This is a genomic window from Seleniivibrio sp., from assembly GCF_021209385.1.
GTDB lineage: Bacteria > Chrysiogenota > Deferribacteres > Deferribacterales > Geovibrionaceae > Seleniivibrio.
Map to the genome: position 1 here is coordinate 13786 of NZ_JAJOIL010000024.1, position 21965 is coordinate 35750.

At 46.5% G+C, this 21965-nt stretch carries 19 protein-coding genes; 13 read left to right on the top strand and 6 right to left on the bottom strand.

The window, feature by feature from the left end:
• Positions 1-67 precede the first annotated feature (67 nt).
• A complete protein-coding gene (acnA, locus tag LRY47_RS07340) occupies positions 68-2713 on the bottom strand; it encodes an aconitate hydratase AcnA (RefSeq protein WP_295223782.1) in 2646 nt (881 codons plus the stop codon).
• A gap of 101 nt (positions 2714-2814) precedes the next feature.
• Between acnA and LRY47_RS07345 the strand changes: the two genes are divergently transcribed.
• The 4 genes from LRY47_RS07345 to LRY47_RS07360 all read left to right on the top strand — a co-directional run bounded on the left by LRY47_RS07345 (position 2815) and on the right by LRY47_RS07360 (position 7606).
• Positions 2815-3270 carry an SRPBCC family protein gene (locus tag LRY47_RS07345; RefSeq protein ID WP_295223783.1) on the top strand — a complete coding sequence of 152 codons (456 nt, stop codon included), beginning with the start codon at positions 2815-2817 and terminating at the stop codon, positions 3268-3270.
• Positions 3271-3324: 54 nt separating this feature from the next.
• Positions 3325-5163, top strand: a complete 1839-nt coding sequence (locus LRY47_RS07350; RefSeq protein ID WP_295223784.1) for a GGDEF domain-containing protein — start codon at positions 3325-3327, stop codon at positions 5161-5163.
• 80 nt (positions 5164-5243) lie between these two features.
• Positions 5244-6884 carry a putative manganese-dependent inorganic diphosphatase gene (locus LRY47_RS07355; RefSeq protein ID WP_295223786.1) on the top strand — a complete coding sequence of 547 codons (1641 nt, stop codon included), beginning with the start codon at positions 5244-5246 and terminating at the stop codon, positions 6882-6884.
• Positions 6884-7606 (top strand): class I SAM-dependent methyltransferase, encoded by a 723-nt coding sequence (locus tag LRY47_RS07360; RefSeq protein WP_295223788.1) that lies wholly within the window; start codon positions 6884-6886, stop codon positions 7604-7606. Before LRY47_RS07355 ends, LRY47_RS07360 begins: the two co-directional genes overlap by 1 nt.
• Here the strand turns inward: LRY47_RS07360 and LRY47_RS07365 are convergent.
• Together LRY47_RS07365 and LRY47_RS07370 are read right to left on the bottom strand one after the other, a co-directional pair.
• Positions 7584-9191, bottom strand: a complete 1608-nt coding sequence (locus LRY47_RS07365; protein ID WP_295223789.1) for an ATP-binding protein — start codon at positions 9189-9191, stop codon at positions 7584-7586. The two genes, LRY47_RS07360 and LRY47_RS07365, sit on opposite strands and share 23 nt — an antisense overlap.
• A gap of 59 nt (positions 9192-9250) precedes the next feature.
• Positions 9251-9553: a hypothetical protein gene (locus tag LRY47_RS07370; protein WP_295223790.1), complete on the bottom strand. Its 303-nt coding sequence runs from the start codon at positions 9551-9553 to the stop codon at positions 9251-9253.
• A 110-nt stretch (positions 9554-9663) separates the two neighbouring features.
• Between LRY47_RS07370 and LRY47_RS07375 the strand changes: the two genes are divergently transcribed.
• Entirely contained in the window at positions 9664-11352 is a 1689-nt protein-coding gene (locus tag LRY47_RS07375; protein ID WP_295223791.1) for a response regulator, read from the top strand.
• A gap of 307 nt (positions 11353-11659) precedes the next feature.
• Here LRY47_RS07375 and LRY47_RS07380 read toward each other — a convergent pair whose 3' ends face one another.
• Entirely contained in the window at positions 11660-12523 is an 864-nt protein-coding gene (locus tag LRY47_RS07380) for a DUF4405 domain-containing protein (RefSeq protein ID WP_295223793.1), read from the bottom strand.
• Positions 12524-12705: 182 nt separating this feature from the next.
• Here LRY47_RS07380 and LRY47_RS07385 point away from each other — a divergent pair, with 182 nt between their 5' ends.
• Positions 12706-13368 carry an HAD hydrolase-like protein gene (locus LRY47_RS07385; protein WP_295223852.1) on the top strand — a complete coding sequence of 221 codons (663 nt, stop codon included), beginning with the start codon at positions 12706-12708 and terminating at the stop codon, positions 13366-13368.
• A gap of 58 nt (positions 13369-13426) precedes the next feature.
• Here LRY47_RS07385 and LRY47_RS07390 read toward each other — a convergent pair whose 3' ends face one another.
• Both LRY47_RS07390 and LRY47_RS07395 read right to left on the bottom strand, forming a co-directional pair.
• Positions 13427-13747 (bottom strand): hypothetical protein, encoded by a 321-nt coding sequence (locus LRY47_RS07390; RefSeq protein ID WP_295223795.1) that lies wholly within the window; start codon positions 13745-13747, stop codon positions 13427-13429.
• Positions 13747-13938: a hypothetical protein gene (locus LRY47_RS07395; RefSeq protein WP_295223797.1), complete on the bottom strand. Its 192-nt coding sequence runs from the start codon at positions 13936-13938 to the stop codon at positions 13747-13749. The genes LRY47_RS07390 and LRY47_RS07395 overlap by 1 nt, the downstream gene beginning before the upstream one ends.
• 277 nt (positions 13939-14215) lie before the next feature.
• On the opposite strand from LRY47_RS07395, the gene LRY47_RS07400 reads away from it, so the two are divergent.
• From LRY47_RS07400 to LRY47_RS07430, 7 genes are all read left to right on the top strand, one after another.
• Positions 14216-15664, top strand: coding sequence for a methyl-accepting chemotaxis protein (locus LRY47_RS07400; RefSeq protein ID WP_295223799.1), 1449 nt, complete (start codon positions 14216-14218; stop codon positions 15662-15664).
• Positions 15665-15880: 216 nt separating this feature from the next.
• Positions 15881-16558, top strand: coding sequence for a class I SAM-dependent methyltransferase (locus LRY47_RS07405; RefSeq protein ID WP_295223801.1), 678 nt, complete (start codon positions 15881-15883; stop codon positions 16556-16558).
• Positions 16555-17319, top strand: a complete 765-nt coding sequence (locus tag LRY47_RS07410; RefSeq protein WP_295223803.1) for a class III extradiol ring-cleavage dioxygenase — start codon at positions 16555-16557, stop codon at positions 17317-17319. Before LRY47_RS07405 ends, LRY47_RS07410 begins: the two co-directional genes overlap by 4 nt.
• A 76-nt stretch (positions 17320-17395) precedes the next feature.
• The gene (gene amrA, locus LRY47_RS07415; protein WP_295223805.1) at positions 17396-17962 is read left to right on the top strand and encodes an AmmeMemoRadiSam system protein A; all 567 of its coding nucleotides are present in this window, start codon (positions 17396-17398) and stop codon (positions 17960-17962) included.
• Positions 17963-17964: 2 nt separating this feature from the next.
• Positions 17965-19653: a 2-oxoacid:acceptor oxidoreductase subunit alpha gene (locus LRY47_RS07420; protein WP_295223807.1), complete on the top strand. Its 1689-nt coding sequence runs from the start codon at positions 17965-17967 to the stop codon at positions 19651-19653.
• Entirely contained in the window at positions 19650-20471 is an 822-nt protein-coding gene (locus LRY47_RS07425; protein WP_295223808.1) for a thiamine pyrophosphate-dependent enzyme, read from the top strand. The genes LRY47_RS07420 and LRY47_RS07425 overlap by 4 nt, the downstream gene beginning before the upstream one ends.
• Before the next feature lie 288 nt (positions 20472-20759).
• Positions 20760-21824, top strand: coding sequence for a cytochrome-c peroxidase (locus tag LRY47_RS07430; RefSeq protein ID WP_295223810.1), 1065 nt, complete (start codon positions 20760-20762; stop codon positions 21822-21824).
• Positions 21825-21965: the final 141 nt, after the last annotated feature.

A 21965-nucleotide genomic window follows, 5' to 3' on the forward strand; every position in this document is an offset into this window, starting at 1 on the left:
TTTTTTGGCAAAATAAAACAGAAAAGGCAGGGTTTCCCCTGCCTTAAAGATTCGTAAAGGATATGGTTTATTTCGCCATGTTCCTGAGAACATAGGGTAAAATACCGCCGTGTCTGAAATATTCAATCTCAATCTCAGTATCCAGACGGCACATGACGTCAAATTTGATCTCTTTTCCGTCAGGCTTGGTTGCGGTCACTTTCAGAGTGCATCTGGGTGAAACTTTATCCACACCGACAACGTCATAGGTCTCTGTCCCATCCAGCCCCAGAGTTTTCCAGCCGTCGCCGTTTGTGAACACCATGGGAAGAACTCCCATGCCCGCGAGATTGCTTCTGTGGATACGCTCAAAGCTCTCCGCAATAACACCTTTTACGCCGAGCAGAACCGTACCTTTCGCCGCCCAGTCGCGTGATGAACCGGAACCGTATTCCTTACCGCCGAGGATTATGGAAGGAACGCCTTCTTTAATATACTTCATTGCGGCGTCATAAATATACATCTCTTCGCCGTCCGGCATATGGCGTGTGAAACCGCCCTCTTTCGGTTCGGCAAGTTTGTTCGCAATGCGCACGTTTGCAAGAGTTCCGCGCATCATCACCTCATGGTTGCCGCGTCTGGCACCGTAAGAGTTGAAATCGAACGGGGTAACGCCGTTTTCCTGCAAATATTTACCCGCCGGATAGTCGGCAGGTATGGTACCTGCTGGTGATATGTGATCGGTCGTGATGGTGTCGCCAAGCATGCAAAGAGGTTTCGCACCTTTGATATCACCGGGGATAACAGGTGTCAGGCTGAAATCCTCGAAGAACGGGGGTCTTCTGATGTATGTTGATTTCTGATCCCAGTCGTAGATACTGCCTTTGACAGTTGGAAGCGCTCTCCAGTTCTCGTCGCCGTCCAGAATCTCGCTGTAGCGTTTTTTGTACTGCTCATTGCTAACGCATTTGTTCACCAGCGCCCATACCTCGTCGTTTGAAGGGAAAACGTCTTTCATATAAACGTCTTTACCGTCTTTGGATTTACCGATGGGGTCTTTGTAAAGATCAATATCCATTGTTCCAGCCAGAGCGTAAACTACCACAAGCATCGGGGATGCAAGATAGTTCTGACGAACAAGCGGATGAATCCTCGCCTCAAAGTTTCTGTTGCCGGAAAGCACTGATGCAACGTTCAGCTTGTTCTCTTTGATAACCTTTTCAAGTTCGGGTTTCAGAGGTCCTGCGTTACCGATACATGTTGTACAGCCGTAAGCGGCGAGGTTAAAACCAAGCTGGTTGAAATAAACGTCAACGCCCGCTTCGCGGAGGTAGTCTGTGACGACCTGTGATCCGGGGGCAAGACTCGTTTTCACATAGGGCTTAATAGTGAGCCCCAGCTCAACGGCTTTTTTAGCAACAAGACCGGCACCTATCATAACATAAGGATTGGAAGTGTTGGTGCAGGAGGTGATTGCGGCTATAACGACATCGCTCTCTCTGAGAGCAAATTTCTTGCCGTCCATCTCAACATCAAATGAACGGGGAGCCGCAACTTCGTTCGCAACGGTTGCCTTCAATGCATCCAGCGGAACGTGCTGGTGGGGTTTTTTGGGACCAGCGACGCACTTTTTAACTGTGGCAAGGTCAAGCTCAAGCACCTGAGTATATTCCGGTTCCTGCGAATAGTCGTTAAAAAGCAGGTTCGCTTTCGTATAGTTTTCAACAAAGTCGGCAACGTCGCCTCTGTTCGTATTGCGCAGATAACGGAGTGTTTCGTCATCAACGGCAAAAAAGCCCATAGTTGAACCGAATTCGGGAGACATGTTTGATATGGTAGCTCTGTCGGGCAGAGTGAGTGATTTAAGTCCGGGACCGTAAACCTCAACAAATTTCTCCACAACTTTCGCCTTGCGAAGAAGTTCTGTGATGGAAAGAACTACGTCTGTACCTGTGATACCCTCCGCAATCTTTCCTGTGAGTCTGAGACCGATAACCTCAGGAATAGGCATATAGTAAGGCTGACCGAGCATTACCGCTTCCGCCTCGATACCGCCCACGCCCCAGCCCAGAACGCCGATGGCGTTGATCATGGTGGTGTGTGAATCCGTACCGACAAGTGTGTCGCAGAAAGCTGTTTTCTCGCCGTCAACGTCCCCTTTCAGAACAACCTGACCGAGGTATTCAAGGTTTACCTGATGGCAGATGCCTGATTTCGGGGGAACGATGCGCATATTGTTAAAGCTCGCCTGTGCCCATTTAAGAAAAGCATAGCGCTCGCCGTTGCGTTCATATTCTCTTTTAACGTTCTTGTCCAGCGAATCGGGTGTCCCGTAATAGTCCACCTGAACAGAGTGGTCAACGATGAGATCAACGGGAACAAGGGGATTTATGAATGAGGCATCTTTGCCCTTTTCAACCAGTGCGTCGCGCATTGCCGCAAGATCAACAACGCCGGGAACTCCGGTGTAGTCCTGCATGATAACTCTTGCTGGGTGATACGGTATCTCATAAGGCACTGCATAAGACTTTTTCCATTTGCCAAGCTCTTTAACAGCGTCCTCTTTAACTATCCTTCCGTCAAAATTTCTGACAAGGTTCTCCAATAAAACCCTGATAGAAAAAGGCAGCTTCTGTATATCCGCAATCCCTGCGTCGCGTACCTTTTTCAGGTCGTAATAGGCGTATGCCTGACCGCCAAACTCAAAATGACTTCTGAATTGCTCTTTATTCATCATTCGTCTCCTTGTTTTTTTCGGCAAGTATATGTAATTTTACTATTATATTTCCAAGACGCAAACAAATAAAATAAGTTTACGGAAAATAAGGAGGTATGTTGAAAGCTCAAAAACTTGAAAGAATACAGTTCATGAACGTGACTGCGGAAAAGGCATGGGACTTTTTCTCATCACCGATGAATCTGGCGGAAATAACACCGCCCTGGCTTGATTTCCGCGTAATGTCGGAAGTACCGGAAAAGATGTACGAAGGCATGATGGTACAGTATAAGGTTCATCCGCTGGCAGGTTTACCTATATGGTGGGTGACGGAAATAACCCATGTGAACGAGCCGTATTTCTTTGTGGACGAACAGCGAAAAGGTCCTTATAGGCTCTGGCACCATGAACACCATTTCAAAGAACAGGACGGCGGCGTCCTCATGACGGATATAGTCCATTACATACTGCCGCTCTCCGCCATCTCCCAGCCTTTCATCGGCTGGTACGTCGCCCGTAAGCTGGACGCTATTTTTGATTACAGAGCAAATATGCTTAAACATCTGTTTTTATAATTTAATTAACATTGTCTGACAATTACATGACATCTGCCTACTATTAAGAGTGGTATGATAAAAACAATGGAATTGCCGATAGCCTGGCAAAAAAGACTTATTCATCTGGAGCATGCTTTTCAGCCCATCATAAACCCGCTGAGCGGAAGGCTCTTTGCTGTGGAGGCGCTGCTTAGGGGATGGGACAATGCCGGATTTGACAGTATCTTTGACCTTTTCGATGCAGCTTTTGAAGATGGGGTTCTTCTCCCTGTCGATCTGGAACTCAGACGCAAAGCGGTGGAAAAATTCACGCGTATACCACATCACAAAAAAATAAAGCTCTTCTACAATTTCGATGTCCGCATAACCGACATGGACGAATATCAGCCCGGCATGTCCGGACGAATAATGCAGGACATAGGGCTTGACCCCGGCGTTTTCTGCTTCGAGATAAGCGAACGCCACAAAATGAACGACAAAAACATGAACTGCCTGCTGAACAGCGCAAAAACCTCAGGCTGCCGTATCGCCATCGACGATTTCGGTTCCGGTTTCGCAAACTTTGAACTGTTCTATTTCAGCGAGCCGGATTTCATTAAGCTTGACCGTTTTCTCGTATCCGACATCCACAAAGACGTGCGTAAACGCAAGTTCTGCACGCATATAATAAATCTTGCCCACTTCTTCGGCATCAGCATCATCGCCGAGGGTATAGAAACAGAGCGGGAATTCCTTTCATGCCGGGATATGGGCGTAGACCTTATCCAAGGTTATTTCGTCGCACGACCCTCGCTGAATACCTCTGATATGCTCCCCGTCTTCGGACACATCGAATCGCTCTTTTCAAATAACAGAAGACTGGACACGCAGGATGCCCACCTTGTCAGCAACGAAATGGTCTACATCGACCCCATAGACGTGCACGGCTCTGTGGAAGAACTTCTGCATAAAATAAGCCTCAAACCGGATCTGAACCTTGTTCCGGTGGTTGATGCAAACAACATTCCCGTGGGCATCATAAGCGAAACCAATCTGAAACAGTACCTTTACAAACCGTTCGGCAAGGAGCTTCTTTTCAACAGAAGCCACACGCCGTCCATAAAGAAATTCATGAAGAAATGCCCCATAATCGAGATAACCATCCCGCTGGAGCAGATGCTTGAGATATATGTTGCAAACCCCGAATCGGAAGGTATCGTCATCACCAAAGACCTGAAATACCACGGTTTCATGACGGCTCAGTCACTTCTGAACACTCTGAACGAAAAGAACCTTGCCTTCGCCAGAGATATGAACCCGCTGACAAAACTGCCCGGCAACAGTCTGATAAACAACTATCTGAACAAAGCCTATAAAGACGAGGACAGCTCCTACGTCTTCATATATTTCGACTTTGACAACTTCAAACCGTTCAACGACCGTTTCGGTTTCCGTCAGGGCGACCGCGCCATCATGATGTTCACTGAGGTAATGCGTGAAAGGATCACCGAGCCGAACACCTTCATAGGACACATAGGCGGTGACGATTTCTTCTGCGCTGTATCCTTTAACAACAGCGAACCCGAAAGCGGCATAAACGTCATGGCGGTTATAAACAGAGTTATTCAGGACTTCACCGACACAGCCGCTTCCTTCTACGACCCGAATGAAGTTGTCGCGAAATGTTATACAGCAAAGGACAGGGACGGCAATGAAAGACAGTTTCCTCTGCTCTCCGTCAGTGCCGCGATAATCAGGCTTCCCGAAGGAAAAAGGGACTACACGTCCGACGATTTGAGCAACACTCTTGCTCTGCTTAAAAAGGAAGCTAAAAAAGCAAAATCCAAGACAGCTTTTATCGACCTCGGTTCAGATACGAAAGTGGACACACGCATAAACATGCTGCTGAAACATGCAATAAATCCCATTTAGTTGAACGCATCCTCTTGACATCCGCAGCCGTTCAGCCTATAAATCACACCAATCCGGTATCCAATCTCCATGAGGTCAATATGTCAGAAGTAATCATCGTCGGACACAAAAACCCCGACAGCGACTCAGTTTGTTCCGCATACGCATACGCACAGCTCAAAAACCGCCTGAACGACGGAACAAGATATACCCCCGCACGCTGCGGGAACATAAATAAACAGACCAGATTCATTTTCGAGCGCTTCGGCGCTGAAGTTCCGAAATTCATCAGCGACGTCTACCCGAAAGTAAAAGACGTTATGACCCATAAAGTTATCGCCATAGACGAGAATGAACCCATCAAAGGAGTTCTGCGCAATATCGAGGAACTTAAGATACGCATCACCCCTGTAACAACAGGCGGCGTGAAACTCTGCGGAGTTATAAGCATCCTTGAAATCGCACATTTCTTCACTCCGGAAGACCCTTCAAAGCGTCCGGAATACATCTTCCGCGGTTCAAACTTTGAAAAATCAGTCAAAGGCTACACCCACATACGCGGCGAAAAGGATGAGTTCCGCGCCGGATTCATGGTAGGCGCTATGCCCTATGAGCGCTTTGTTGAGCGCATGGAGGCTGTGGACAAACAGCACACCATTCTCATTGTCGGCAAACGCCGCGACATCATTGAATATGCTGTCCAGAATGAGCTTCCCGCCATCGTACTTACAGGCATGCGCGGCGAACAGGACATGGATTTTGACTTTTCCGCCTTCAAAGGCTGGGTCTATGTCTCTGAACTGGACACTGCGGAAACACTGCGCAACCTCCAGCTGAGCATCCCCGCAAAAGCGTTCATGACAGCAGATATGCCGGAACTCTCCGCAGAAGACTATCTTGACGCGGCAAGCAATACACTCATGGGCGTTGACCACAAAGGGCTTCCCGTTACAAGCGACGGCAGACTGATAGGCATACTGACCCGTTCGGACATCATTAAAAAGGCGCAGAAAGAACTTATACTTATGGACCACAACGAGCTGACACAGGCTGTTGACGGTGCGGAATCAGCCCGCATAGTTGAAATAGTCGATCACCACAGGCTCGGCACCATAAAGACAAAAACTCCCATACACTTCTTTGCGAAACCTGTGGGCAGCACCTGCACACTCGTTTATCAGCTTTTCAAAATAAGCGGCGAAACACCCGACAAACTTACGGCATCTGTTTTGCTTTCGGGTATTCTCTCCGACACAGTGATTCTGAAATCCCCCACGACGACACCGCAGGACGAACAGGCTGTTCAGGAACTCGCGGAACTGGCAGGACTGGATTACAAAGAATACGGCGTGGAGATGTTCTCATCCACCGACAGCCTGAAATCCAGAGAGCCAAGAGACATCCTCGGAACAGACTTCAAAGTGTTCAACGAATACGGAATGACAGTAGGTATCGGTCAGGTAGAAGTTGTCAACCTTGAGGAACTCAACGATACACAGGATGCACTGTTCAAAATAATCGACGAGGTCAAAAAGGAGAAAGGACTCAGCTGGTGCATGCTCCTTGTGACCGACATTATAAAAGAGGAATCCGTACTGCTCACCAGCGGACATGAGATTGCTGAAAAGCTTCTGGCATATAAACCCACAGAACCCAAAAGATTTTTCCTGCCCGGCGTACTCTCCAGAAAGAAACAGCTTCTTCCGGAGATACTCAGGGTTCTTGAAGAGCTTACATCCTGATGAACATCCCTTTTTCAACCCCCGAAGAGGCGATAGCCTATTTCGGCATAAAAGCCGACGAGCCGGACTTCAGAAGGATAGAGGATATCCGCAGTTCGTTGCGGGCATCCGGCAGAGTTCTGAGCTATAAAGACTATGGCGCAGGACAGCCGCAGATGAAGCTTTCCGCAGAAGAGATGCACGAAGGGCGCAGGGTTGAAAAAGATCTGAACGAAGTATGCGGATGGGGCATGAAAGGCGCATGGGCGGCTTTCATGTACGGCATGACAAAATATTATAAACCCGCGAAAGTACTGGAACTCGGCACCTGCTGCGGGTTTTCTTCTGCATATATGGCGCTTGGCAATCCGCAGAGTAGCATAGTCACCATAGAGGGAGCGCCGGAGATATCTGCAGTTGCCGCAGAGGTTCACAAAGCATTGGGTATATCCAATATCGAACGGGTAGTCGGAAGATTTTCCGACGTACTGGGCGATGTTCTCTCAAAACACGGACATTTCGATCTGGTCTTTATAGACGGGCATCACGCATACGAACCCACGGTAAACTATTTCCGCACCATAAAGCCCTATGCGGCGGGTGCACACATCATTTTTGATGATATCTCATGGTCGGAAGGTATGAAACAGGCATGGAAAGAGGTCATTTCCGACAGCTCCGTAAGCTGTCATATGGACATGGGAAAGGCAGGTCTGCTTATCACCGGTTGTAAGGAAGGCTGACCGTCATAACCGTCCCGGAAGGCATGGAGGCGGCTGAAAGCCTGCCGTGCATATGCTGTTCGACAATCACCTTTGACATATAAAGTCCGATCCCCGAACCGCCTGTCTTTGTTGTGAAATACGGATCGAACATCTTTTCGGCAATATCGCCGTCAATTCCGCATCCGTTATCGGTTATGAATATATTAAGGGTATCGCCCGCCTCTTCAACTTTTATGGATATTCTGCCGTCGTTGCTGTTTTTTTCTATGATGGCATCCACAGCATTGTTAAGGATATTGATGATAACCTGCTTGAACTCTGCGGGGACTCCTTTCAGATGGATAAAATCATTTTCCCCCAGTACCTGCTCGATATTCGTTTCATCCGCATGGAGCGACTTTTGCTGGGCGAAGCAGGTAAATGCAAGTGAAACGTTGCTGTTCTTCATCCTTGCGCTTTGCAGAGAAATGACCTCTGCCAGCATCCTGAACGCAGAAAAATTCTCTTCATCCTGACCGGAACGGAAGAAACTGCTCAAATCATCCATAGTCTTTGAAATTGTCTTTATGAGCGCCATGGAATCTTTGGTCAGTTCTTTGATATAGTCCTCGTCAAGCTCTCCTGCGTTGTATGCATCCTCAAGGTCTTCAATATTTATACCCAGAGCCGAAAGGGGCTGCCTCCACTGGTGGGCTATTGCGCTTATCATCTGCCCCATGGCAAGGAATCTGGACTGTTCAAATATTATCTGCTCGTTCTTCTTCCTTTTGTCGGTCTCTTCAACAACTGCCTTCGCAAGCTCAAGGTTCACTATCTCAAGTTCCTTCTGCTTATCCATCAGCTGTTTTTCAGCTTCCATCTTCTCCGTTATGTCATGGAAAATATGAACTATACTGCCGGACGGCAGTTTGTAGATGTAGTGGTTGAACCAGCCGCGGATGATATCATCCTCATAGTACATCTTGTCCGCTTTAAGCGGCTGTCCGGTATCCTGAACCTGATTGATGGATTCAAGAAGCCCGTATTTCAGAGCATTTTTATATATTGCCGTAACCGGTCTTGAAACAAGATCCGTCCTGTTTCTTTTCAGAAGCTCGCAGGCGGTATTATTCACATCCGTAAATATAAATTTGCTTCCGAACTCTATGAGATCATATATAGCGACCCCGCTTGACATATTATTGAAAAGCTCGCGGTATTTAAGCTCGCTCTCTTTAACGGAGGTGTCGTTTTTGAATTTGTGCAGAGCAAGTTCTATGGTGGTTTGAAGTGTGGATTCATCAATAGGCGCATAGATATAGCCGTAATGGTTGGTCTTCATGGTCTGGTACAGGGTGCGGCTGTTTATCGCTTCGGTGTAGTATATGACCGGAACAGCAAACTCCGCCTGTACAAGAGACGCCTTGGCGATAATGTTCTTGTCCGCATTAACCGTCATGTCCACTATGAGAATATCGGGCATGTATGATTTAACTTCTGAACCGAGGTCATCGGTTCTGAAGTTCACGATACGGACACCGTACATCAGTCCTCTGAGAGCCTTTTCAAGATTGCCTGTGGAACCGGACTTCGCCTCCACTATCATAACGTTTCTGTTTTTCATATCATCTCGGTTTAGCCGATAATTGCGGCAATAACAATAACAAAATGAGAATCTGTCTGTTAAATATTGTCTACATGTCTGACATTGAAAAGTTTTATCAGATTCAGATCCTCAAGCAGACCGTAAAGCCTACGGTCGTGTACCAAAAGTGACAGATTTATCCCGTCTCTGTGTATTATTTTAGTAAAAAAACCTATTATAGAAGATGTCATGGTCATAGAATCTGTAATCTCTATGATAAGCTCTTTTTCGCATGAGGAGATGAATTTCAGGATACTGTCTTTGATCTCGGTATAGTTTTCAATTGTATTGACCTCACCGCTGATCCGCATTGTGTTTTTGCCGGGAAACTCAATATGCATATCCACCCCTGAAAACTGAAAGCCAATTTATTTTGATTTTTTCTCTTTGTTATTATAAACTGAAACTGACAGAAATTCATCAAAATAAAATTGTCTTCCGACGGATATTTATGAACGAAATTAATATTATGACCGACCTTATGCGGGAACTGGTGGTTCTCTGCGTTGACGATGAACCACTTGCTCTGGAATATCTGGGAGCAAAACTTGCCAGAAAGTTCAAATCCGTCATTAAGGCATCCGACGGTACTGAAGGACTTGAAATGTTCCTTGCATACCAGCCGGATCTGATAATAACAGACAACAGAATGGGATTTATGGACGGTATCGACATGATAAAGGAGATACGCAAGACAAATCCCGACATACCGATAATTCTCGTTACTGCCTATACTGAAAAAGACGCCCTTGTTGAAGCCATAAACAACAACGTAACCCAGTTCCTCTCAAAACCCATAGACACAAAAAAGCTGAATCAGGCAATTGAAAAATCAATGCAGTCCTTCGTAAACCAGAGACTGCAGGAAAAGAACCTTAAACAAGAACTGGAACTTCTGAAATATCAGGAAAAATATCACTCTCAGCAGGAACTTAACGCTTTCAAAAAAGAGCTGAGCCTGATACAGAACGATCTTTTTCTGGAAAAATTCAGTCTGTCGAACGTTTACGGCGAAAACTACAGCGTATATCTGAACATTTTTTACAAACCGCTGGATATCCTAAGCGGTGATATATACTCAATACGAAAGCTGGACGACGGTTCGCTGTTCATATTCCTTGCTGATTCCATGGGAAAAGGACTGTCCGCATCCGTCACATCAATTCTTACCTCGGCATACATGAACCACATCATAGACACCGAAAGGGAAGTTATCAAAGGACCGCTCAAAAACTCCGTACAGGTGTTCAACAACTACATCAGAGGCATACTTCTCGACGATGAGATACTCTCGATCACCTTTATGCGTCTGGATTTCATAAATGAAAATATGGAAGTAGCAAGTTTCAGCTCCCCCCCTGTTTATGTCAAATCCAAAGACGGCACTGTTGAAACCATCAAATGCAACAACCCGCCGCTGACAAAATATATGACCGACTTCCGCACGGACAAATACAGCATAAGAGACGTTCTCGGAATAATGGTGATAACCGACGGACTTTACGAATGTAAGAGCCACGAGGGCGAAACCATGGTGGACAAGGTCACTGAAGGATTTCAGGCGTGCGCCATGAAAACAGACTTCCACAAATACGTCGGAAGCCTCATGGAAACACCGGAAGACGATATATCGTGCATCCATATTCTCAAGATAGACGAACAGCTTGAAGACGTCCGCGAGTTCAGGTTCAACTCCTGTCTGAAAAACGTAGGCAAGGCTATCGAATGGGCGGAAGAGTGTTTTACTGTGATGCAGAGCGACTTTGAAACAATGAATATGCTCACCCTCGCCTTTACCGAAATGGTGATGAACTCCTTTGAACATTCGGTTCTGGAGCTGGATAACAGACAAAAATATCTGATGATCAATCAGGGAATATACGACGATTTCATCGCCGCCGCAGATTCAGAAAAGATGATATCAACCACTATCGGAATACAGAAACTCTGGGACAAAAAGGCAATAGTGATACGCATCGAGGACGAAGGAACAGGGTTTGACCCGCATATCCTGAAAACATGGATGTATGACAGGGAAAAGAGCGACGGCAAAGGTATAAAAATTTCACGGCGTATCACCGACGAAATATATTATTCAAAAGGCGGAAGAGAATCCATCATTATAAGGGTTCTCGACTGACATCCAAAAGACAGACTGCCGCGCCTGCTTTGCAGGCTCGCAGAGACAATTCGGCAAGCCATATCTTACTGACGCTTAGATACTCGCTGTGCATAGAAGTATGTGAGCTGTTCCGAACGAGAACTGACGATGTAGAGCGCCGCAGATAAGCCTCAGAAAAAGAAAATGGCCGCTTGCTCCGGCGGCCATCAACATAAGGGGACTGTGAGATTAAAACGTAAACCCTGCTGCTCAATTCAGAGCTTACGCCTGTAAATATAATATATCACTCAAAAAATAAAACAAGTCATTTCTTTGTTTCATTTTATTAAGGTTTTTTTCCGGTATCAATTATCGCGTATATCTCAATCGGTGTCAGCGAAGCTTTTTCGGCGGCATCTCTGAGCGTGTCTGATGCTGAAACCTGAACGGAATTTTTCGCAAGACGTGCGATAGCCTCATCAGCGGTTATACCGCAGTTCTCCGCAGCCTGCGCAACGGTCTTCATTCCCATACCGCTACCCTGCAGGTGTTCATATTTAGACATATCAACCTTTTCGCTCTCTTCTATGACAATTTGTTTCTTCTGTTTTGCCGGAAGTATTATCTTGTAAAGCTGAGCGGGATTCATTCCGTTCTTTGCGGCTATGTCTTTAAAGGTGGATTCATTATCATGGGTAAACCCTTTCTCCTGCATGATCTGCTCTATTTTACCCATGTCCATCTTCATGCGGTCGGCAAGAACAGGCAGAGTGCTGAGTTCCGCGTGTCCGTACGGCGGGTTGCCTACGGTATATTCATAGTCCTCTTTAAAGTCGGCAAGAGCATTGTTTACGGTAGAAAAAGGCGCAAGACCATAGATGGTTCCGAAAAATACAACACAGGCTATTATAAGTCCGGCTGTGGTTTCCGGTGTAAAAACAATGAGTTTTCTGGTTTTGCTTCTCATATAGCCGACGATGGCACCGAAATTCAGCCAGACGTGAAGCACCATGGCAACGATAAACAGCATGGACACTGTTGTGTGTGTCTGTCCGATATTGTCTTTGTTCAGCCCGAAGATATGCCAGTCTACCCAATAGGCGATCCTGCCGGGAGGCATAAAATACATTATAATGCCTGTAAAGCTCAGCCAGATAAAGGAAAACAGTGCTGTCATTGATGTCGTTTTTCTGATGACCTGTTTAATCATGATTTTGAACCTCATGTAAATTGTATTAACAAATAATACGCAAACAATATGCCAAAAACAATACTTATGAAAATCAATATCTTGCATAATGGGGGCTGTGTCAAATTTGCACACCTGCGCATAATCTGCACAATTTTCTTGTTTCCTCTGTCCGATGTTGTATAAAGGCTCATGAAAAAAATATACTCTTTGATCTGGACGGCACTCTGACAGACCCGTCCGAAGGCATAACCGCCTGTATAGCATATGCCCTTGAAAAAATGAAAATCCCATGCCCGCCTAAACAGCAGCTCAAAAAATATATCGGTCCGCCTCTCTGGCAGAGTTTTGCGGAGCTTATAGGCACAGATGACAAAGCGGAGGCACAGGCAGCCGTAGGTATTTACCGCGAACGCTTCTCAACCATAGGTCTGTACGAAAACACACCGTATGACGGCATCGAGAACGCGCTTAAAAGGATAAAAAGCAGCGGTTACAAGCTTTTCGTCTGCACATCAAAACCAAAGGTGTTTGCGGAGAGGATTCTGGTGCATTTCAGACTGGACGGTTTCTTCAACAGGGTATACGGGAGCAGTCTGGACGGAACCCATGTCGAAAAGGACGGACTCATTGCACATCTTCTGACCGCTGAAAAGCTTAATCCTGTAAATACTGTTATGATAGGCGACAGGGTATACGACATAGCCGGTGCGCGTGCAAACGGTATAAAAGCATACGGGGTCTCTTACGGATTCGGTGAAAATGGGGAGTTTGAAGAAGCGGAGGCTGTTTTCGGAAGTCCTTCGGAGTTAGCAGACTACTTCACTGTACAAAACCCCTCTGCACCGGAACACGGATGGGAGTGAGTCATCCGGAGCGGTGCAGAGAAGTTATATCAATGCCCCTTCGGGCAGTGAAAGCATATTAAACGGTTCTTGTCATTGTGAACTTGTCGTTTATAAAAGCGGCAAGGTCAGCGGCGATCATATTTATGTTGCCGACATATGTCAGCGAATCCTCGCCGGAAAGGTACAGTATCTCCTCTCTGGAAAGTCTTGTTTTCTCGAACTGGTTCACATAAGCCAGCTCTCTGTCTGTCCAGCGCTCAAATGTGGAAAGACTCAAGAGAGTGAAATGTTCTTTCTCAATGATGAATCTGGCAAGAACGACAAGTTTTTCCTTTTGCAGTCCTCTGTCAAAAACCCTGAAAATGTCTCCAACGCAGTACATTGCTTGACTGTGCATCATAACCTCATAGACGGGCTCAGCCCGATGTTCTTGTGTAGCTTTACAATATGAATTATAAAGACTGTATCTATTTCTGCAAGCAAAAGTTTTTTCTTAATTAATAACCTCTTTATGAAATAGGCATATGCTTTCACAATAAATGTACCTGCGTCCAAAACGGCTGAAAGTTCAGTATCTTCCGCAGACATATGAAAGAAAAGACGTTTTATTCAATGAGAAACTCCATTAAAAAAAATTATAGGTATGCATATTTTTAACTTCTCGCGAACAGATTTTTTATTTCCCATAAGGATATCCGTAATGGATATATTCAATGTCCATATTATGAACACCAAGTGATTAATAATTGAACACTCATTCAATAATTATTAAACAGTAAATATTACAAATAAACACAAAACATGCACAGAGAAATGGATACAGGAAATTGTAAGGAAACTGACAAGGTTGTATTGTTTTGGCACAATGATTGCAAAACCCCACCACATTGAGGAGGCGTACATGTGGGGAACGTCAACACGTCATTTTAACAACTTATTATCATCGCTTGAGAAAATGATCTCAGGCAATCTCGACCTGAACATTAGATTTGAGGAGTCAAAAAACGGGCAATGCTCCCGTGCTGGCGAGCTGCTGAATAAGCTTTTCGATAAGATGCAGTCATCCGTTTTCAACATCTCATCAGCATCCGTAAAGCTGTCAAAGACAGCTCCTGTGCTTGACAGTGCAGCAAAAACGCTGAAAAGCAGTTCCGTCACACAGGCGGAACAGGTTATGCAGATAGCCGCGGCATCCAGAGAACTTTCCGCAACGGTCGAAAGTGTTACCAACAGCACAGTTGAGGCTACGGAGTTTTCATCATCAATCATCAAATCCGCTGATGCGGCAATGAACAAGAGTAAATACTCATCCGATACCATGCAGGAAGTGAAAAAGAAAGTGGACGAACTTCAGGCACAGATGCACTCCATGGAGGAGTATTCAAAAAGTATCAGCTCCATCATGGAAATGATAAAAAAAATAGCAGACCAGACAAACCTGCTCTCTCTCAACGCTTCAATCGAAGCGGCAAGAGCCGGAGAGATGGGAAGAGGCTTTGCTGTCGTTGCCACGGAGGTGCGCAAACTGGCAGAGCAGTCTATGGAAGCCACCAACGGTGTGGAAAGCATACTGAACAGCATCAAATCAAGCATAACGACATCAAGCAGGTCTGTCGGCGAAGTGCTGAAATCCGTTGATGTAAGCGCAGAGATAAGCAGTGAAGCGGTTGTTCTGCTCGAAAGCGTCACGTTAAGCATTGAACAGCTCGACGACAGATTGAAAGCTATAGCGCTTTCCGGAAAAGAGCAGGAAGAAACAATGCACAGCGTTGCTGACTCCATCGAACACATCGCCGTTCAGGCGGACGAACAGTCCAACCTTGCGGGGCAACTGGAACAGATAGTGGATACCATAAACTCAGGCTGTGACGAACTCCTTATGGGTGTCGGCAAATTCCGCCTGAAAGCTCATGAAAAATCGGCACATACGGCAGAATCAGCGGCTTCTTCCAGAGAGCTTAAAAACATGGACACAGCTTCTCTCGAATCGTTCCTGAACGGATTCATCTCCCGCAACGGCTTCATAGAGCTGGCATACGTCACAGACAATCGGGGCAGACAGGTCTCTTCGAACGTATGGAACAAATCCGTCAAAAATGAAAACGACCGCTCGTCTGTCGGTTCGGACTGGTCAAACCGCGAATGGTACAGGGTACCCGCTCGTTCAGGCGAAACATACATAAGTGATATTTACCGCTCCGTGGCATCAGGCAGTTTCTGTTTCACAGTTGCTGTTCCTGTCAAAACAGACGACGGTAATATAAAGGGAGTTTTTGCAGTAGATATTAACTTTTCTGCGATGATTGACATTTAAAATTAAAAAACTGACACATCTCAATTGAAACTGAGAAAAAATAGTGCCATAACTTCTGTATAGACGATTTTCACTGTACGGCAAAATTTACAATATCAGATCGCCGCGTCGCTGCGCTCCTCGCGAAGACTAATTCGTCTCTGCGAGGGCTTAAGCCCGAAGCAGTCTCATTCATTTTTTGTCGGAAGTCCAAACTATTTTCAGAGGGTTTGATTAATGGATTTTTACAGAATGCTGTCAGAAGGCTATGACGAAATATTCCCCTATTCCCCGGATGCAGCCGCTCTGGTGAAAAGTTTTGCGCCGCCGAAAGGATTCATTCTCGACGTCGGCAGCGCAACGGGACAATACATTAAACGATACTCCAGAAGCGGTTACAATGCATACGGTCTTGAATATGTACCGGAGCTGATACATTTCAAAGAGAACACGGTCGTCGGTGATATGACCGATCTGCCGTATTCTCCTGTTTTCGATGTGGTTTCCTGCATGGGCAACACCCTTGCACACTGCCGGAACTACACTCATGCTGAAAACATCATCCGCGGTTTTTACGACGTGCTGAAACCGAACGGAACCGCTGTGGTGCAGATTCTCAACTATCACAGAATACTCACTATCAACCCCTTATCGCTCCCCGAGATACGCACGGAACATTATGTTTTTAAAAGGTATTACGAATACATTAAAAACCACATCTCTTTCAAAGGGGTGCTTAAAGGCGGCAGGCAGTCCAAAACATCCACAGTCACACTTTACCCGTTAACCCCCAGGGAACTTCTGGATGCCTCAATGGCAGCAGGTTTCAGATGTATAGAGTACATGGGTGACTTTAAGAGTGCAGGTTTTGAAATGTCAGACGATTTTATCTTAGTGGCGGTGCTTAAAAAATGAAAACTCCGGTTCTGTTCATAGGTCACGGATCACCCATGAACATAGTGCAAAAAAACAAATTTACGATGAGCCTCGAAACGCTCGGACAGACCATAAAAAAACCTAAAGCGATATGCATCATCTCCGCTCACTGGCAGACGCAGGGTATAAAGGTTCACTGCGGCGACAGAGCGAAACAGATATACGACTTCTTCGGATTTCCGGACGAGCTTTACAGAGTTGTATACAATCCTGTCGGCGCTCCGGCTTATGCAAAAAAAGCGGCTGAACTGTCAGGCGGCAAATGCGACAGCTCATGGGGAAACGATCATGCGGCATGGAGTGTTCTTCTGCACATGTACCCCGAAGCGGATATCCCCGTGTTCTACATGAGTTCAGACATGACAGCGGATTACCAGACGCTTTTCAACGCGGCGGCAAATCTTAAACCCTTGCGCGAGAACGGAGTTCTGTTCATAGGCAGCGGCAATATTGTCCATAACCTTCGCAACGCGGATTTTTTCAATGAAAACGCGGAACCGAATTACAGAGGCGTGGAATTTGACACAGCCATGAAAGGCGCGGTGATGTCATCCAACATGGCAAGAATATGCGACCCGATGAAACTCGGCGAATGTGCAAAATTCTCAATCCCGACAAAAGACCATTATATTCCTTTCGTGATGGCATGCGGACTGAAAGACAAGACCGACACTGTAAGCTTCCCGTGTGAAATATTCCAGAATGCCAGTGTCTCAATGCGCTCAGTGATGTTCGCATAAGAATATCGTTTCTTGCAGTTGACAAATCTTTTCCAACCCGTTTTAATTATGGTAACATTATTTTATTTGGTGAAACATGGGTTTTAAAATAAGCAGGGAAGGAAAGCTGTTTCTGCTGAAAACCGCCAGAAACAGTATTAAGGACAAACTTTACGGTACTGCCACAGACTGCGGAGAAGCTCCAGAGGGTCTGGACTTTATGAGCGGATGCTTTGTTACCATCCACCTTCGCAAGCGCCTGCGCGGGTGCATAGGCAACTTCCGCGACGATATAGGCATTGTGGAGAACGTGAAAGACATGGCACGTCAGGCGGCGTTTGCCGACCCAAGATTCGGTCCCGTTTCAAAGGACGAATTCGCTATGTGCGAACTGGAAATATCCGTCCTATCCCCCATGATACCCGCTGATGCCGAAGAGATAACAGTCGGCAGAGACGGCATTTACATCATCAAAGGTTACAACAGAGGCGTTCTTCTGCCGCAGGTGGCACAGGAACACTATTGGGACAGAGAAACATTTCTGGAACAGACCTGCGTTAAAGCGGGACTGCCACAGGATGCCTATAAAGACAAAGACACAACGATATTCAGGTTTGAAGCGCTGGTTTTCGGCGACGGCAACCTGTACCGTTCAGAGGAATGAACATGGAAAAAACTTTCGTATGGAAAGTGGGCGGACCTGCCGGTTTCGGCATAACCACCCTCGGACCCGTATTCGCAAAAATTCTTAAAGACTGCGGATATTTCATTCACGGATATCTGGAATATCCTTCGCTGATCCGCGGCGGCTACAACAGCTATCAGATGGTCTTCGGCAAAACCCCCGTTACGGCGCCGAAAAAACGTATCGACCTGTACATTGCGCTTGACGACGTGTGCTTTGAAAAAGAGACGTTCGACGACGATACCATAGTAATAGGTGATTTTGACAACCTTAAAAAAGCGTACGACATTAAAGGCATTAAGGTCAATGTGCCTCTTAAGAAAATAGTTGAAGACCTCAACGGCAAGGATATCATGCGCAACACTGCGGCACTTGGGGCTTCCGTTGCCGCGCTCGGTCTGCCAAAAGAGGTCATGACCGAAGTGGTTGCCGCAAGCTATCCGGGCAAAATATCTAAACCAAACGTAGACGCGGCAGAAGCTGGGTTCGCACACTGCCAGCCCATGATAAAGCTGGAAAAAACACATAACGCATCCTGCAAAAAGGCTCCGGTCATGACAGGAAACGAAGCGGTCGCCATCGGCGCGATACGCGCAGGCGTCACCTTTTTCAGCACATACCCCATGACCCCTGCATCATCTATCCTGCACTATCTGGCTAAAGAAGCGCGAGATTACCATGTAACGGTTAAGCACGCCGAAGACGAGATAGCGGGTATCCTTATGGCGATAGGCGCATCCCATGCAGGCGCAAGAGCCATGACAGGCACGTCAGGCGGCGGTTTCGCACTGATGAACGAAGGTTTCGGGCTCGCGGCGATAACCGAGATACCGATAGTGGTCGCGCTTTCACAGCGCCCCGGACCTGCAACAGGTATGCCCACATGGACAGAGCAGGCAGACCTGCAATACGCTCTGCACGCTTCACAGGGTGAGTTTCTGAGAGCAATCTACTCCCCTGCCGACCTTGACGAAGCATACAAATTCACTGTTGACGCTTTCAACCTTGCGGATAAATACCAGATACCCGTAATAGTGCTTCTGGACAAATTCCTGTCCGAATCGCACTTCATGGCGGGTGACATGTCCACCGATTACGGCACGATGGACAGAGGACTGATTTTTAAAGGCAACCCCGAAACCCCCAACGAGCATTTCAAACGCTATGAGGAGACGGAGAACGGCGTTCCGACACGAAGCATCCCCGGCACACCCGGCGGTCTTTTTGTCGCAGGCAGTAATGAACACGACAAAACCGGATTCGTTATCGACTCGGCTGAAAACAGGGTTTATCAGACCGACAGACGCTTTAAAAAAGAGCCTTTCGTTGCGGCAGAGATGCCCCACCCCTATCTTATAGGCAAAGAAGACGCGCCGCTTACTTTCGTCTGCTTCGGCTCCATGAAACAGGTGCTTCTTGAAGCTATGAAATACGACGACAGATTCAACTTCATCTATTTCCCCGCAGTACATCCCCTGCAATGGGACAAAGTTGCCGATCTGCTTAAAGGCAAAAACCTTGTGGCTTTCGAGAACAACAAGACCGCTCAGCTTCGCGCGCTCATCGCGGAGAACACAGGCATATACATCAAAAAGACCTGTCTGAAATACGATGGTCGCCCCTTCTTCACAGAGGAAGTCGTTCAATACATCGGGGAGGCGCTTAAATGAAACCTGTTGAATACAATACCGGAAAAATACCTAACTGGTGTCCCGGATGCGGAAACTTCGCAATCTGGAACAGTATAAAAAAAGCCCTTGCAAACCTTGATATAGAACCTCATAAGCTGGCGCTGGTCTCCGGCATCGGCTGTTCGGGAAAAATGGTTAACTATGTCCGAAGCTATGCACTGCAAACGCTCCACGGCAGAACAATGCCCATCGCAACCGGTATCAAGCTCGCTAACCCCGACATGACGGTTCTTGTCAACGGCGGTGACGGCGACGGTTACGGAATGGGTGTAGGACACCTTATACACGCCATCAGAAGAAACATAAACGTGACTTATATAGTTCACCACAACAAAGTGTACGGTCTGACCACCGGACAGGCGGCGCCAACATCCCCCGAAGGCACGATAACAAAATCAACCCCTTTCGGCGTTGTTGATGCGACCATCAATCCGCTGATACTGGCAATGGCAACAGGCGCAACATTCGTTGCAAGAGGCTATACGGGCGAATCCGAACACCTCACCGACCTCATCATGCAGGGTATCAACCATAAGGGCTTCGCACTGATTGACGTATTCCAACCCTGCGTCACCTTCGGCGGACAATACAAATATGAATATTACGACGAACGAGTTGTTAAGATGGACAAAATGCCGTCACACGACGAAGCTGTGAAGCTGGCAGCGGATCAGGAAAAGCTGTCCATCGGCGTGTATTCGCAATATGAACGCGCACCATATGAGGCACGTCACCCTGAAATAAGCCGCACCGTGGAGATGAAAGACGTCTCCAAGCTTATAGAGGCTTTTATCTAATCAAAAATGACAGAGCGGTGCTTCGGCACCGCTTTTTTATTACGGACACGTCAGGTCGTCAATTAAAAACATATCGAATCACATATCCTTTCTCATCAAGTATTTCCGTTAATTTTTTTTTACGTTTAATAATAACCTTTTTATAAAACATATCAGCTATTTAAATTCAGATAATTAGAAACTATGTTAATTGATAATATTATTCCTCTTGACAAATCTCTGCCAAAATGGAAAACTTCCTTAACGATAATATTTATCGCTTCAATCAACTAATCTAAGAGGTGGAACATGAAAGTTATTTCTATGAGTAAATGGGCTGATTTACTCACTCTCGCTTCATTTATCGCGCTCGTTCTGACATTCTCAACAGCGCACGCTGCGGACGCACTTATGAAAGAGGCACAGGCAACATTCAAACCGATTCCTGCCAAAGCTCCTGCTGTCAAAGGCAACGCGGCAACACCGGAAAAAGTCGAGCTCGGTAAAATGCTTTTCTTCGATCCCAGACTTTCCAAAAGCGGATTCATAAGCTGTAACTCCTGCCACAACGTTGGTATGGGCGGCGTGGACTACCAGCCCACATCAACAGGTCACGGATGGAAACAGGGACCCAGAAACGCCCCCACAGTGCTTAACTCTGTCTTCAACGTCGCACAGTTCTGGGACGGACGCGCGAAAGACCTTGCGGAACAGGCAAAAGGTCCCGTTCAGGCCGGTGTAGAAATGAACAACACTCCCGCCAATGTTGTTAAGACACTTAACAGCATGCCCGAATACGTTGCACTATTCAAAAAATCTTTCCCCGGCGAGAAAGACCCTGTGACTTTCGATAATATGGCAAAAGCTATAGAAGTTTTTGAAGCAACGCTTATCACTCCCGATTCAAAATTCGACAAATACCTGAAAGGCGACGCGAAAGCACTTTCCAAAACAGAGAAAGAAGGTCTTAAACTTTTCATGGACAACGGATGCGCTGGCTGCCACTCCGGTGTTAACATGGGCGGAGACGACTACTACACTATGGGTGTGGTTACAAGACCCGCAGAGAGCATCATGAAAGGCGACAAAGGCAGAGTAGCTGTCACTCATGCAGAGGCAGACGAATTCGCTTTCAAATCCCCCTCTCTGAGAAACATAGACCTGACAGCCCCCTACTTCCACTCCGGTGCTGTTTACAGCCTTATGGAAGCTATCGAGGTTATGAACGTTTCTCAGCTTGGCTCAAAAATGTCTAAGGAAGATATGAGCAAAGTTGAAGCGTTCCTTAAGTCTGCCACAGGCGTACAGCCGAAAGTGGTTTACCCGATACTCCCCGCTCCCACAGACGCGACACTTAAACCCGCGCTTGACTGATACCTACACAATTAAAGAGCAGGCGCTGCCTGCTCTTTTTCTTTATATCCCTCCATTATGTTAAAAATCACTATTTTTATCCTTTAATCACATAAAAAATATGATAAACTTTTGTAAATAATTATTTCTTGAATCGGGAGT